The sequence below is a fragment of the Paraburkholderia sp. RL17-383-BIF-A genome, assembly GCF_046028015.1.
In the GTDB taxonomy this organism is placed as follows: Bacteria; Pseudomonadota; Gammaproteobacteria; order Burkholderiales; family Burkholderiaceae; genus Paraburkholderia.
Genome location: NZ_JARESR010000030.1, coordinates 61,535 through 75,971, shown reverse-complemented (window position 1 = coordinate 75,971; position 14,437 = coordinate 61,535). Strand labels below are relative to the sequence as shown.

Annotated in this window: 12 protein-coding genes, 1 tRNA gene and 2 pseudogenes; 5 read left to right on the top strand and 10 right to left on the bottom strand. The window is 61.6% G+C overall.

What is annotated here, in order from left to right; translation table 11 throughout:
• Positions 1 to 418: 418 nt before the first annotated feature.
• From hpnI to P0D71_RS27780, 4 genes and pseudogenes are all read left to right on the top strand, one after another.
• Positions 419 to 1,270: pseudogene (gene hpnI, locus P0D71_RS27795) on the top strand (bacteriohopanetetrol glucosamine biosynthesis glycosyltransferase HpnI); the annotation flags it as partial.
• Between the two features lie 43 nt (positions 1,271 to 1,313).
• On the top strand, positions 1,314 to 2,126 hold the full coding sequence (locus P0D71_RS27790; protein WP_408483115.1) for an IS5 family transposase: 813 nt from the start codon (positions 1,314 to 1,316) through the stop codon (positions 2,124 to 2,126).
• Positions 2,127 to 2,132: 6 nt separating this feature from the next.
• Positions 2,133 to 2,411, top strand: a pseudogene (locus P0D71_RS27785) (glycosyltransferase); the annotation flags it as partial.
• Positions 2,412 to 2,804: 393 nt separating this feature from the next.
• Positions 2,805 to 3,308 (top strand): hypothetical protein, encoded by a 504-nt coding sequence (locus P0D71_RS27780; RefSeq protein WP_408185284.1) that lies wholly within the window; start codon positions 2,805 to 2,807, stop codon positions 3,306 to 3,308.
• Between the two features lie 227 nt (positions 3,309 to 3,535).
• Here P0D71_RS27780 and P0D71_RS27775 read toward each other — a convergent pair whose 3' ends face one another.
• From P0D71_RS27775 to P0D71_RS27740, 8 genes are all read right to left on the bottom strand, one after another.
• Positions 3,536 to 3,922 carry a BON domain-containing protein gene (locus P0D71_RS27775; RefSeq protein ID WP_408483114.1) on the bottom strand — a complete coding sequence of 129 codons (387 nt, stop codon included), beginning with the start codon at positions 3,920 to 3,922 and terminating at the stop codon, positions 3,536 to 3,538.
• Between the two features lie 31 nt (positions 3,923 to 3,953).
• A complete protein-coding gene (locus P0D71_RS27770) occupies positions 3,954 to 5,099 on the bottom strand; it encodes a porin (RefSeq protein WP_408483113.1) in 1,146 nt (381 codons plus the stop codon).
• A gap of 44 nt (positions 5,100 to 5,143) precedes the next feature.
• Positions 5,144 to 5,632, bottom strand: a complete 489-nt coding sequence (locus P0D71_RS27765; protein ID WP_408483112.1) for a Rieske (2Fe-2S) protein — start codon at positions 5,630 to 5,632, stop codon at positions 5,144 to 5,146.
• On the bottom strand, positions 5,629 to 6,177 hold the full coding sequence (locus P0D71_RS27760) for an RBBP9/YdeN family alpha/beta hydrolase (RefSeq protein WP_408483111.1): 549 nt from the start codon (positions 6,175 to 6,177) through the stop codon (positions 5,629 to 5,631). The genes P0D71_RS27765 and P0D71_RS27760 overlap by 4 nt, the downstream gene beginning before the upstream one ends.
• Positions 6,178 to 6,270: 93 nt before the next feature.
• Positions 6,271 to 7,119 (bottom strand): TauD/TfdA dioxygenase family protein, encoded by an 849-nt coding sequence (locus P0D71_RS27755; protein ID WP_091795523.1) that lies wholly within the window; start codon positions 7,117 to 7,119, stop codon positions 6,271 to 6,273.
• A gap of 10 nt (positions 7,120 to 7,129) precedes the next feature.
• Positions 7,130 to 8,110: a quinone oxidoreductase family protein gene (locus tag P0D71_RS27750; protein WP_408483110.1), complete on the bottom strand. Its 981-nt coding sequence runs from the start codon at positions 8,108 to 8,110 to the stop codon at positions 7,130 to 7,132.
• Between the two features lie 112 nt (positions 8,111 to 8,222).
• Entirely contained in the window at positions 8,223 to 9,542 is a 1,320-nt protein-coding gene (locus P0D71_RS27745; protein ID WP_408483109.1) for an MFS transporter, read from the bottom strand.
• A gap of 181 nt (positions 9,543 to 9,723) precedes the next feature.
• Positions 9,724 to 10,779, bottom strand: coding sequence for a beta-keto acid cleavage family enzyme (locus P0D71_RS27740; protein WP_408483108.1), 1,056 nt, complete (start codon positions 10,777 to 10,779; stop codon positions 9,724 to 9,726).
• A 246-nt stretch (positions 10,780 to 11,025) separates the two neighbouring features.
• On the opposite strand from P0D71_RS27740, the gene P0D71_RS27735 reads away from it, so the two are divergent.
• A complete protein-coding gene (locus tag P0D71_RS27735; protein ID WP_408483107.1) occupies positions 11,026 to 12,027 on the top strand; it encodes an AraC family transcriptional regulator in 1,002 nt (333 codons plus the stop codon).
• Between the two features lie 235 nt (positions 12,028 to 12,262).
• Here P0D71_RS27735 and P0D71_RS27730 read toward each other — a convergent pair.
• Positions 12,263 to 12,353, bottom strand: a tRNA-Ser gene (locus P0D71_RS27730).
• Between the two features lie 61 nt (positions 12,354 to 12,414).
• Complete coding sequence (locus tag P0D71_RS27725) at positions 12,415 to 14,433, bottom strand: sodium:solute symporter family protein (protein WP_408342840.1); 2,019 nt, start codon at positions 14,431 to 14,433, stop codon at positions 12,415 to 12,417.
• Between the last annotated feature and the right edge of the window lie 4 nt (positions 14,434 to 14,437).

Below are 14,437 nucleotides of genomic sequence, written 5' to 3'. Positions count from 1 at the left end.
TCGCCCCATGAAACCGAATGGGATTGAAGCAGCGGAGCGGAATGGCCGCTGTCGCCAGGAAACGAAGGGACGTTCAAGAATACTACGAATCTCGCGCTCGACAGGAAGGGTTTTTTTCGCCTAGTCTAGTTAGGGATGCCGTGAGATGACGTTACCCGTTGGCGAACTGTAAGCACTGCGGGTTGCTATGACCGCCAGGCAAATTAACCACCCCGGGTGGGTGACGTTCAGCGCCGGCCTGCCGCCATCTGCGTCCCGGGACGTGTGCGGCGTTCTTGTCATCGCGTGACGCTGGAATGAAAGTCGGCGCAAAAAAAGTTCGACATCAGCTTTCGGCAAAAGGCGACAAACCCCCTATACTTCCGAACATCAACGAATAAGACGTCCCGCCTTCGACGATCCTCTTCACGGGGAACCTATGTTTCTCATCGGGCTTGCGCTTCTGTGCGCCATGGGTGCCGCGCTGGGGATTGTGTATACGCTGCTCGCCGGCGCATTAATGGGGCGTTTCTTTTCCCGTACGACATCGCAGCCCACCTGCTTTCCGCCCGTCACGATCGTCAAACCGCTGCACGGTGACGAGTGGTCCTTGCTTGGCAACCTGTCGAGCTTCTGCGAGCAGGACTATCCAGGCCCGGTGCACTTCCTGTTCGGCGTGCACGACGCGGAAGATCCAGCGTTGCAAACGGTCGAACAACTGCGTCTGTTATACCCCAGAGCACATATCACCGTCGTGGCTGATGCGCGACTCTATGGTCCCAATCGAAAGATGAGCAACATTCTCAACATGTTGCCCGAGGCGCGGCATGATGTGCTGGTGTTCGCGGACAGCGACGTGAGCGTGAGCAGCGGTTATCTGCGCAATGTGATCGGCGAGTTGCAGAAGCCTGGCGTGGGCCTCGTCACCTGCATCTATCGCGGACAGCCCGATCCGGGTTTCTGGCCCCGCCTGTCGGCCATGGCGACCAATTACCAGTTCCTGCCCAGCGTCGTCACCGGGCTTGCGCTTGGCCTCGCGCGTCCGTGCTTTGGGCAGACGATTGCAATGCGGCGGGCAACGCTCGAGAAGATTGGTGGCTTTGCCAAGTTCGTGCATCACCTGGCGGAGGACCATGCGATCGGCGAAGCGGTGCGCATGACTGGCGAGAAGGTGGTGATTCCGCCGTTCACGGTGTCTCACGCCTGCGGCGAGACCAGCGCCGCCAAGCTGATTGCACACGAATTGCGCTGGAGCCGAACCATCCGGACAATCGATCCACTCGGCCATCTAGAGCGTGTTAGGCACTTTGCAGGAGACCTGGTATCCTGGCGGGATGAAAAGAGCAGATCGCAAAGGGTATCCGACCGATGTGTCCGACGAAGAATGGAGCTTCGCAGCACCCTATCTGACGCTGATGGACGTCACCGCGCCGCAGCGCAAATACGAACTGCGTGACATGTTTGATGCATTGCGCTGGATGGCTCGGGCCGGCGCGCCGTGGAGGATGCTGCCCAATGATTTCCCACCTTGGGAACTGGTTTATCAGCAGACTCAACGCTGGTTACAGGCAGGCTGTTTTGAGAACATGGTCTGTGATCTGCGCTCGATAATACGCGTGGCACAGGGACGGCAGGGACAGCCCAGCGCCGTCATCCTGGATGGTCGCACGATACAGTCGACTTGCGAGAGCGGCCCGCGTGCGGGCTATGACGGTTATAAGCGCAAGCGTGGCAGCAAGGTGCACATTGCGGTAGACACTTTGGGACAGTTGCTGGCGGTACATGTGACGCCGGCCAACGAACAGGAGCGCGCCCAGGTAGCGGAGCTTGCGCGTCAGATCCAGCAGGTAACGGGGCACACGGTCAAAGTGGCATTTGCCGATCAGGGATACACGGGCAAAGAGCCAGCGCAGGCCGCGCTTGATGAAGGTATTGAACTGCAGGTAATCAAACCGGAGGAAGCGAAAAAGGGCTTCGTGCTGCTGCCCCGGCGGTGGGTGGTCGAGCGCAGCTTTGGCTGGCTCAACCGTTTCCGCCGTCTCGCACGTGATTATGAACGGCTGCCCGAAACCCTTGCAGGACTTCATTTCATGGTCTTCGCAATGCTCATGCTCGTTCACGCAGTGCCAGTACTTCAAAGTGCCTAACACGCTCTAGGCTCAGCGCTGATTCATCCATTCGCCTTTGCCGTGTTGGCCGTGCTGCTTTCCAGAGGCGCCGCCTGGGCCTGGCTGCTTGCTGCGCTCGCGCTGCTCGCGCGGCAAGCGTTGAAAGTCCTGTCGGACCGCTCGCTGGGGCAGCCACTTCGCGGCCTTTGGCTTCTGCCGTTCTGGGACATCGTGTCCTTTTCGATCTTCCTGGCGAGTTTTCTGTCGACGCGGGTCAACTGGCGCGGCTTCAGTTTCAAGGTAGATGGCAACGGCCTGTTAACGCCGGTCAGGACAAATGACGGTAGTGCGAATTCAAGTGGCAGGTTGCGCGACTTCGAAGCTGCGGGCCCGGAAACAGCAAAGTATCCTAACGCTGTCGATGAAGCTATCTGATAAGGATAACTATCCTCGATTTTACAAATAGCCAGTGACCAACAAAATGAATGTTGATTACGGTTTTGCGTCAGCCAGCCCATTCACCGATAACACGCTGGATCTTTCGTCGCGTTGCCCTGGACACAATTCACGCGTCAAGGCGGTCGGCGCCGCGTCGTCCCTTCGAGCGTAACGGATCCACGTGACAGCAGCGCGCGCCCCACTCCGTTCATCGAGCCGCGGCGCAACGCTCCATGAAAGCGAGACTGCCAGACGCAATCACTTTTAGCGGAGGCTTTCATGCTTAACCGACTTGCATTTCTGATCATGGCTTACACGGGGTTGGTGCTCGCGGGCTGCACCCCACCGCATCAACAGGTAGCCGCTGGCGCAGATCAGTCCGAACTTGTTGCACGCCTCGGCCCGCCGAAGGAAACGTACGATCTACCAAACGGCGGCAAGCGGCTGATGTGGCCGACCCAGCCCATGGGAACGACGACGACGGCAGCGGACATCGACGCTTCAGGCAAAGTGCTCGGTGTCCGGCAAGTACTTCGAGACAATGAGTTCCATCGTGCCGAAGTGGGAAAGTGGACCCGGGACGACGTGTTAGTCAACTTCGGCCGCCCTTTCGAAACCTCCTACTTCAAGCGCGTGAGCCGGGAAGTCTGGTCCTACCGGTACATGGAGAACAACATCGATCATTTGATATACAACTTCTATTTCGACGATCAGGGCGTCCTGCGGCAAACGCAGCGATCACCCGATCCCCAATTCGATCCCAGCCAGCGCAATCGGTTCTAATCACATCGAGCAGGCAATGCCTTCATCTCCCCCGTAAGCAATGGAGCCGGCCGGCTTCGAACTTTGGCGCCGGCGGCAGTTGAGCTTGAGGGAAAGCCAGACCATCGACATGCGTTGATCAAACGGCAGACGGGCGCTTCGTCGCGCGTAGGAATCACGCGCAACTGCAGGACGGGTAGAAGTGAGCGAGAGCAGCCGTCTTCGAGCTCACGCTTGACTAACGCAGCTTACATGCCGCCAAACGGTTTCTTGACCGTCAGCTTGTTGCTCACCGACGTCACGCCTGGGACGCTTCTCGCGATCGCCTCGGCCTTGGCGATCTGGACAGTCTCCGCAACTGTGCCGTTCAGTGTCACCGCGCCGTCCTTCGTGGTGACACTGATGTCTCCGGCGTCGATCTCCTTGTATTTGCCAATGGCGGCATACACCTTCCGGCGCAGCGCGCGATCAGCTTTCCTCCCCGTGGGTGCGGCCGCACCCGATGCCGCCTGCGCCGACGAGCCTTGCGCAACAGCTGGTGCGCTGGCTACCTGCGCGGTCTGGGACCACGCGCTCATGGACACCGCAGCGCCCAACGCGGCGATCGTCAATCCGAGTGCCTTGGTTTTCTTCATGGTTCTGCTCCGTTTGATAGGGGTGGCGGGATCAGAAGGTATGGCGGATGCCAACCATCGCCGCCGTGGTCGAGACGCCGGGTGCGACCGGTGTGCCATAGACGATCGTCTGGTTCATCGTTCCCTTGTTGTCCACATAGCCGACCTGCGCGTAAGCCCTCGTCGCCTTCGACAAGCTGTATTCCGCGCCCACCGCGATTTCGCTCGAGTGATTCGCCGAATTGTTTCGGTCCTTCAGATAGTAGTAGCCGGACGTCACCTTGAAGACCGGATTGAACTGGTAGCCAAGGCCGCCCGAAATCATCTCGAAGTCGTAGGTGGTGCTCTTCGCCGGATTCTTGCCGACGCTGTACGAGGCGGACAACGAGAATCCGCTGATCGTGTACATCGCGCCGAAATAATAGAAGCGGTTATTGGCGAGGCCTGTCGCCGGAACGGCCGGACCCGTCGGGTAATTGGCCGGGTATGGATTGGTGTCGTGCCCGTTGTAGTACACCGCGGCCAGATTCAGACCGTAGTTCGAATACTTGAGCACGGCCGACTCTCGCGTGCCGCCCTGGAACTGCCCTGCGTTGCCTCCCGGCGCGAACTCGAGCGCGAGCGACGCGCCATAGAATTTCGGCGACGAGTAGACCAGCGCGTTACTGTCATACAGCGCACCGATCGGAGCGTTCGTGCTGGTGCCGGGCCAGCCGGCCGCCTGATTCATGCCCAGCCAGGCGGTCAGGATGCTGCCAAAGTACTGCGCGCCGCGCACGTCCGTTTCCGACATCGCGTAGATCATCGGGATGATCTGCCGGCCGGCGTCGAACGCGCCGAACGGTCCCGTTGCTCCAATCGTCGCAAACTGGTTGAAGAGCGCGGTCGTCCCCGGCGTGTCGGACAGCCCGAACTTGCCGTTGGTGGTGTTGAACGTGCCTTGCAGTTTGAACGTGATTTTGTATCCGCCGCCGATGTCTTCGCTTCCCTTCAGCCCCCAGAAGCTGGAGTAAATGCCGCCGTCCTTGAGTTGATAAACATGCCCCAGGTTACGCGCGTTCGGCTGAAACGATGCGGCTGTGGTGCTCTGATAAAGCAGTCCGGCGTCGAGTACGCCGTAAAGCGTGACCGACGACTGGGCATGAGCGGCCGCTGAACAAACTATCAGCACTGCCAGGCTGCTTGACTTGAATTTCATTGTGTCTCCTCCAGGTGTGGCGCGCGCCGGGTGGCCCCGGCTACTTATGGCTTGTTGCTTGAATGAAACGGGGTTGTCACCACGTCGGATACAGGTGTGTGTCGCGATGCGGCATCGCATGCCGGTGCCTGCACGGTACTGATGACCGGATCCTCGAGACTCACGAACAGCTTTCCGTCGATGGCACGCACCGGAAAGGTCGTCAGGCTCAACCCGCCTGCGCCTGGCATGCGGCCGGTGCGCAGGTCGAAACGCAGACCGTGCGCCGGGCAACTCAGCACGCATCCGTCGAGCCGCCCGCTCGCGAGCGAAGCGCCGTTGTGGGGGCACGCGTTGTCGATGGCGTGGACCGTGCCGGCGATGTTAAACAGGACAATGCTGCGGCCATGGACGAAGGCCAGTTTTCGCTGGCCTGGCGCGAGTTCATCCACCGCGCCAACCGGTATCTGACGTGACATTTCCTGTTCCTTTAGATTTGGACTACTGACACCATGGCGCTTAAAAACGCCTTGGGGATAGTGGATTCCGGTCATTCAAGTTCTTTGATCAACGTCTCCGCCATCGGCCACTCGCCAAATCCCGCAGCCGGATTCAGGAGACCGACTTCGCCAAGGTCGACGAGGCGACTGCCCCAGTTGCTCGCCATCGCTTCGACACGTTCGAACTGCGCAAGCGGGTCGTTGCGGCTCGCACCGACAATGCTCGGGAACGGCAGCGGCTTTCGAGGAATGGGCAGCCAGCCGTTCTGAGCAATAGCATCGAAGGCCGGATAGCCTGCAGGCAGCGGCGTCTCAAGGTCGGCCGGTGCGGCAAGCAGTGCGCCGCGAATCTTGCGGCTGTGTTGCCGGGCCCAATGCACGGTGATCATCACGCCCGCGCTGTGGGCGACCAGGATCACCGGGCCATCGACTTTCGCGAGGGCACCATCGAGCGCGGCGACGCGTGCCGCGCAACTGAGCTTGTCTTGCTCGAGCGGCGGCACCGAGGCTACCTTGGGCAGCCTGCGCTCCAGCAGTGTTTGCCAATGCTCGGCGACGTGGTCGCGCAGGCCCGGCACCATAAGGATGGTTGGTGTCATATCGTCTTATCGAAAATCATGAAGCGGTCCCCTGTCGATCAGCGTTAGCGCGAAGCACTATCCCCAATCTCATGCAGGACGGTTGCTGCCCGATCAGTACGGCTTGTCGCCGACAATTCCGGCGCGCTCCATCTTGCGGTGACACGGCGGGTAGTCCATCACTGCATAGTGCTGCGTGCTGCGGTTATCCCAGATCGCGATGCTGTTGGGTTTCCAGCGCCAGCGGACTTGATACTCGGGAATGCAGGCCTGGCTGATCAGGTAGCGCAGCAGGTCACCCGCGCCCGGGTTAGCGTCCTGCCCGAAACGCACGCGCGCCGGCGTGTGGTAGTTGGTGAAATGGGTGGCGAACGCGTTCACGAACAACACCTTCTCGCCGGTCTCCGGATGCGTGCGAACAACGGGATGCTCCGCGTCCGGAAATTGCGCCTTAAGCGCGAGACGTTTTTCGATCGGCATTACGGCACCAAAGCTCGCCTCGATGCTGTGGCGGGCGCGCAGATCCGCAATCTGGGTTTTGATGTGATCGGGCAGGTTCTCGTAGGCGAGGACCATGTTTGCCCACATCGTGTCGCCGCCGACCGGCGGACACTCCACGCAGCGCAGGACAGCGCCGAACTGCGGCGCTTCGCGCCAGGTGGCGTCCGCGTGCCACGCGTTTTCATAGCGGTCGTTAGGCTGATCCGGGTTCTTGTAAATGCGCACGAGGCCCGGATGTTCCGGATCGCTGCCGGCAACGGGATGGTCCTCCAGTTCGCCGAAACGCCGCGCAAACGCAACATGCTCGGCGCGCGAGATGTCCTGATCGCGCAGGAACAACACCCGGTGTTGGAGCAGCGCCGCACGGATCTCGGCGAACAGACCGTCGTCGTGGATCGCATCGGCAAGATTCACGCCGATCAGTTCGGCGCCGATGCTGTACGTCAATTGGTCGACTTGCATGGCGTTTTCCTCAGATGACGAAGACTGACGAGCCGGTCGTCTTGCGCGACTCGAGGTCGCGATGAGCCTGCGCTGCGTCTTCCAGCGCGTACCGCTGGTTGAGTTCGATCTTGATGCGTCCGGCGGCGACATGCCCGAAGAGTTCGCCGGCGAGTTCGTCCTTCTCGGCGGGATCGGCGATATAGTCCGCCAGCGCGGGCCGCGTCAGGTAGAGCGAGCCCTTCATGGCCAGAATCTGCGGATTGAACGGCGGGATCGGCCCGGAGGCCGTGCCGACGCAGACCATCAGGCCACGGCGCCTGAGCGAATCGAGCGACGCGTCGAAGGTCTCCTTGCCGACGCTGTCGAACACGACGTCCACGCCGACGCCGTTGGTCAATTCGCGCACGCGTTTCGCGACGTCCTCACGGCCGTAGTGGACGATGTGGTCGCAGCCATGAGCGCGGGCCACTTCACCCTTGGCCTCGTTCGAAACGGTGCCAATCACCGTGAGACCGAGCAGCTTCGCCCATTGCGACACGATCAGGCCGACACCGCCGGCGGCGGCATGCAGCAGGATGGTGTCACCCGCCTTGAAATCGTGAATGCGGCGCATCAGGTACGACGAGGTCAGGCCTCGCATCGTCATGCCGGCAGCCGTTTCGCAGGAAATTGCGTCCGGCAGATTGATGAGCGGCGCCGCCGGGACAAGGCGTTCAGTGCTGTAGGCTCCGAGCGTGTTGAGAAAGCCGGTATAGGTGACGCGATCGCCGACGGCGACGTTGGTCACGTCCGGGCCGATTGCCTCGACCACGCCCGCGGCCTCCACACCCATGCCTGCAGGCAGCGGCACAGGGTACAGGCCGGTGCGAAAGTAAGTGTCGGCGAAATTCAGGCCCACTGCTTCATGGCGCAGGCGAACCTGTCCGGGGCCGGGGTCGCCCACTTCAACGTTTTCGTAGCGCAACACTTCGGGACCACCGGTTTCATGGAAACGCACTGCCTTGGCCATATCGAATCTCCTATCCTTTACTCGAACTGCAAATTTATTTGGCCTGTAAGGGGCTGCCCGTCCTGCTTTCGGGCGCACTTGCCAGGTCTAAAGTACGCGGCTAATCGTGGGCTCAGCGCCCGGCCTGTTCGCGCAGGGCACTCACGCGATCGAGGTCGACGCCATAGCTGCGCTTGCCGATGAAGAAGGCGGCCGCCGCGACGAGCGGTGCAAACGGCACGAGTTGCAGCGCGCCGATCAGCCCGATCCGGTCAGCCACGATGCCCGTCAGGACGGCAGCGGGCGCGAGCCCCAGCAGGTTGTTCGCAAGCGTCAGGGTGGCAAACGCCGATGCGTGGATCGACGGCGGGGTGAGGTTCGCCACCATCGCACCCGAGGGGCCGGTAGCGCCCGCACTGAAGAACATGCCGACGCCGATCAGGACGAGCTGTGCCGGGCCCGCAGGCATCCGGAAACCGATCGTGAGCATCACGAAGCAGATCAGGCAGAAGGCGACGGCCGTGCTCCACTTCTTTTCGCGTTCATGCGAGCTGAGCCGGTCGGCCAGCATTCCGCACACCACCATGCCGAAAGCGGTTGCCAGCACGAACACCGCCGCGCTCATTGCCGCTTTGCCGGTGGACATGCCGTAGTAGCGGTTCAGGAAGCTGGGCATCCACGCCCATACGGCTGCCGGCACCAGCAGATGGATACCGCTGCCGACGTAGGCGCACACGACTGACTTCGTCGAAAAGAGCCCTTTCATCAGCGCCCGGAAGCTCATGCATACACCGTGGCTCTGCACTTGCCTGCTCATGCCCGCCGGCTGCAGTCGAGCCAGCTGCTTTTCAGTGACGGCAAACCGGTAGAGAACCAGCAACACGATCCCGAGGGCCGCCATTGCGCCGAACGCCGCGCGCCAGCCGAGATGAGCCGCGACCGCGCCGCCGAGCGCCATGCCCAGCACTGAACCGAATGCCCCTCCGGCCATGAACGCGGCGGTGAGCGTGGAGCGCAGCCGGGCCGGAAAGATACTGAGGACAACCGCGATACCCACACTGCCATAGGCGGCTTCACCGATACCGACGAAGGCACGCGCGAGCAGCATTTCGTTATAGTTCGTCGAGAGCGCACAGCCGAGCGTTGCGAGGCTCCACATCGCCGCCATCAGGACAATGCTTTTCACGCGGCCCCAGCGGTCGGCAAGCACCGACAGCGGAAAGGTCAGCACGCCGACCATCAACGCGACCACACTGCTCAGCGAGCCCAGCCGGGTGTCGGAAAGATTCCACGTGGCCTTGAGCATTGGAAACACCGCATTCAACACCTGCCGCGACATGTAGTCGGAGAGCAGCAACCCGACCGTCAAGGCAAATACCACCCACGCATACGCGCGCACGCCATGTTGCGTCGTCGATACATCGGCCGTCGTGGGCTCAGCATGCGTGAACATGAGTCGTCTCCTTCGTGTCCAGCTCGTTGGCGGCCGCCTTTTCCCTGTCGGGCAAAAGGGGCCTTTATGGATACCGTGCAACCCTCCCCGGCATACCGGGGAGCCCTGCCTTTGAGGAAGCTAGCCTGCGCTGCTTTGGCCGGAACCCGACCTCCGCGAAGCGTCAGCCGCGCTCCATCCTTTACGCCGCGCGCAACGGGAGGTTCTTCACACCGGCCTCGCGATTCGGCGCCATGCCGTTGGCCGCGAGCGTCTCGCCGACCGTTTCGTATTGCACACCGATGCGGTAGATGTCGCGCGCTTCCTTGCCGGAAGCGATCTCGCGGCCCAGTTCGCGCGCCACGCGCACGCACTGCTCGATCTGCTGCACCGAGGTCATCCGGTTGCCGTGCTGGTCGATGATCGTGTCTTCGATGCCGCAGCGAGGATGCAGGCCCATGGCCAGCGCCATCATGTTGAACGGCAACACGTTCTTGAGCAGCGATTCGGCCGTGAGCGTGCAGCCGTCCGGCGCGCGATGCACGAAGTTGAAGAAGTTGAACGGGTTCGGGCCGTCGAAGCCCCCGCCGATACCGATCCACGTCAGGTTGAGCGGACCCTTGTAGGCACCTTTGCGCACGAGGCGATCAAGTGTCTCGAGCGCATGGATGCCCGTCAGCTGGAAATGCGGCTGAATGCCCGAAGCCTGCAGCCGGCGCAGGTGCTCCTCGACCCATGCGGGTCCGGCAGGAACCGTCATTTCGCTATAAGCGGCCATGAGCGCGGGATTGGACAACGAGGTGCCCTCCAGGTACGCCGGATAGAGCAACTCCATGATGTTCATCTGCGTGGTGTTGATCGCCACCGTCACCTGATCCGGCCTCGGGTCGAGATCGGCCAGCATGTGACGCGTGTCGTCGGAGAGCCACTTCGCGGCCTGACCGTCGTCTTCCGGCGCGAACGAGATCGAACCCCCGACCTGGATGATCATGTCCGGCACGGCCGCGCGGACACCCGCGATGAGTTCGTTGAATTTCGACAGGCGCTTGGAGCCCTTGCCATCCAGTTCACGCACATGCAGGTGCAGGACAGTCGCGCCCGCGTTGTAGCAATCGACGGCCTTCTGGATCTGCTCGGCCATCGTCACCGGAATGTCTTCCGGAAAGTCCTCGGGCATCCATTCCGGGCCGTACGGAGCGGTCGTGATGACAACCTTGTCCTGGTTCTCGGGGTGCAGCGAATCGTCGAGGAATTGCATCGTGATCTCCAATAGGGGGACGGTATTCCGACGCGTGCGACAAGGCCTGTCGCATCAAAACTGGTCGGAACATGATGAACCGTTGAGATCGCACGATACGGCAATCCTGCGCTACACTTTTATGATTGGGCGCCATCCTTTTAGCATTTCATGCCACTGCGCGTTAACACCGAGATGCGCGCGCGGTAGGCATTTCATTACCAGACACAGCGGCGGCGCTTGCGAGACGGGTGCGGAGACACAGCGATGGAAACGATGTTGCGCTCGGTCGCCATGAGCGGCTATTTCGACGTGACGCGGCGGGTCGGACTGAATCCGGTCGAGCTTGCACAGCAGGTCGGGATCGATACCGCGGCGCTTGCCAATCCGGACGATCGCATCCCGGCAGCCGCCGCGTGCCGGCTGCTGGAGCTGACGGCCGAAAAGGCCGCATGCCCGACTTTCGCGCTGCAAATGGCCGAGACCCGGCAGAAGTTCGGTACGGGTGTCGTCAATCTCCTGCTCGCGCACAAGCGCACGCTGCGCGAAGTGCTGCTGGCCACCGTCGAATACCGGCATCTGTTGAACGAAGCCTTGGCTCTGTACGTCGAGGACGTGGGGGACACAGTTACCATCCGCGAAGACCTGGTCGTCGAACCGGGCACGCCAACGAATCAGGCGATCGAACTCGCGGTCGGCATTCTCTGGCGCCACTCCAGCGCCCTGCTCGGCGATCACTGGAAACCGCGCTCGGTCCATTTTGTTCATCAGGGACCGAAAGACCTGACGTTTCATCGACGCTTCTTCGGCTGTCCGCTGGAGTTCGGCGGCGATTTCAACGGCTTCGTGTGTGCGGCCGCCGATCTCGACTACCCGAATCCCGCCGCTGACCCGGAGCTGGTGCGATATGCCGAGAGCCTCGCGGATTCACTGAACGTGGCGGGTGTCGATTCGACCGCGCTGGAAGTGCGCAAGGCGATCTATTTGTTGCTGCCCATCGAGCAGGCCACCGTCGAACTGGTTGCCCGGCATTTGCGCTTGAGCGTACGGACGATGCAGCGCCAACTGGAATTGGCCCATACCAGCTTCTCGCGTCTGGTCGAGGAAGTCAGGGGCGAACTTGCCGTGCGCTATATGAGCAACCCGCGTTATCCCATCGGGCGGGTTTCCGCATTGCTGGGCTATTCGCAGCAGGGTTCGTTCACGAACTGGTTCAATTCACGCTTTGGCGTGACGCCGCGCGATTGGCGCAACAGCCATTTGAAATGATCGCGGACTTGTGTGCGGACTTGGGTGTGAACTTGTGTCAGAAGCGCGCGAGCGATGCCGGGATGATCGAGCACGCGCAAGCACTTTGGGCACATGCTGAGGGCAAGAAAATACGGCGAATTTACCGACGGAAGCCGGCGCGCGTGAAACCCTTGCGGTGAAATTCCATGGCATTGGGCCATTTCCATGGCACAGCGCAGAATTTGCGAAAACCCGCAAAGGCTTACTGGAAGGGTGGCGGAGAGACGGGGATTCGAACCCCGGATAGGTTATTAACCTATACACGCTTTCCAGGCGTGCGACTTAAACCGCTCATCCATCTCTCCGGCGGGGAGCCGAATTATAGCAAACTTCGCGCCCTGCGCCAGACCCCTCGCACAAACCGGTTTAAGGATGCCGGATATAGTCCACCAGCGCCCGCGTATAAGCGTCCGGTTTGCGGTCGATCAGACTCACGCCGATCGCCACCAGAAACCCCGCCGGCACGCCGAATACGCCGGAACTGATCGGCTCGATCCCGAACCAGCGTGCGCCGGCGAAGCCCGTCATCTGCGTGAAGAACGGGTACGTGGAGACGATGTAATAGATGCACACCACCAGCCCCGCCACCATGCCCGCCACCGCCCCCAGCCGCGTGGTGCGCTTCCAGAACACGCCCAGCACCAGCACCGGAAACAGGCTCGACGCCGCCAGTGAAAACGCCGCACCGACCAGAAACAGAATGTTCCCCGTGTTCAGCGACGCCACATAAGACGCGAACAGCGCCACCCCCAACAATAGAATCTTCGAGATCGTCACGCGCCGCTGACTCGACGCGTTCGGATCGACCATGTGGTAGTACACATCGTGCGACAAGGCATTGGCGATGGTGAGCAGCAAACCGTCCGCGGTGGAAAGCGCCGCCGCCAGCGCGCCCGCCGCGATCAGCCCCGACATCACATAAGGCAGCCCCGCGATCTCCGGCGCGGCAAGCACGACCATGTCGGGCTGCATCTGGATCTCACTCCAACGCACGATGCCGTCGCCATTCGTATCGGCGAGACTGATCAGGCTCGGCTCGACCTTGCGCCATTGCATGAGCCACTGCGGCAAGTCGGCGAAGTGATGCCCCACCAGGTTGGTCAATATCTCGTACTTGATCAGCACCGCCAGCACCGGCACCGTCAGATAGAACAGCGCGACGAAGAAGAGCGTCCATCCCACGGAGCGCCGCGCGGACGCGACCGAGGTCGTCGTGTTGTAACGCGTCAGGATATGCGGCAGGCTCGCCGTCCCGAGCGACAGGCACAGCAGCAGCGACAGAAAATTGCGCTCGTGAATACGCCGCTCCTGGTCGGTCGCGGCGGGGAACGGCTCATGCATCGGCACCGGTGCGGCCGCGCGCATCAGCATTTCATCGCGTCGCTGGCTCCAGACGATCTGCGCGGCGCCGGCGTCGCGTGGAAACTGCTCGAGCGCCCTCTCGCGCTCCTTGATCTCGCGCAGCGGCCCGTTATGGCGGCGCAGGTCGGCGACTTCCTGCGTGAGACGCTGCTTCTCGTCGACGTACGATTGCGGCAGCGCGTCGAGCCGCACCTGCATGAGCGCGGCACGGCGTCGATAATCGTCGCGCACGGTCTGCTCGAGCGGCGCTTCGCGCACCTGCTTTTCGAGGCCTTCAACCCGCTCCATCAAGCGGCCATAGTCGAATTGCGGCACCCAGCCGAGGCCATCCTTGTGAGCGATCATCGACACGGGAATCAGAATCGCCGCGATCAGGATGATGTACTGCGCAACCTGCGTCCACGTGACGGCGCGCATGCCGCCGAGAAACGAACACACCAGAATGCCCGCGAGGCCGCAGAAAATGCCGACGGCAAAATCCACGCCGATAAAGCGCGTCGCGATCAGGCCGACGCCCTGGATCTGCGCAACCAGATAAACGAACGAGCACAGGATAGCCGCCAGCGCCGCAAGGCCGCGCACGGCATTGCTCGAAAAACGCGTGCCGAGAAAATCGGGAATCGTGTAGCGCGCGAGCTTGCGGACATACGGCGCGAGCAGGAATGCGACCAGGCAATAGCCGCCAGTCCAGCCCATCAGATACGCGAGACCGTCATATCCGGTCGCATAGATCGAGCCAGCGAGGCCGATGAACGAGGCCGCCGAAAGCCAGTCCGCGGCCGTCGCCATACCGTTGAAAGCGGACGGCACACGCCGCCCCGCTACATAGTATTCGACGAGATCGGACGTGCGCGACAGCAGGCCGATCACCGCATACACCGCGATCGGCACGAACAGGAACACGTAGCCGATCCACACTCCCGGACCCGTGGTGCGTTCGATGCGCCACATCACATAAATGAAGAGCAGAAAGCCGAGGGTATAGAGGGCGTAGGAACGGATCAGCCGGTTCGTGAGCTTCATCGGC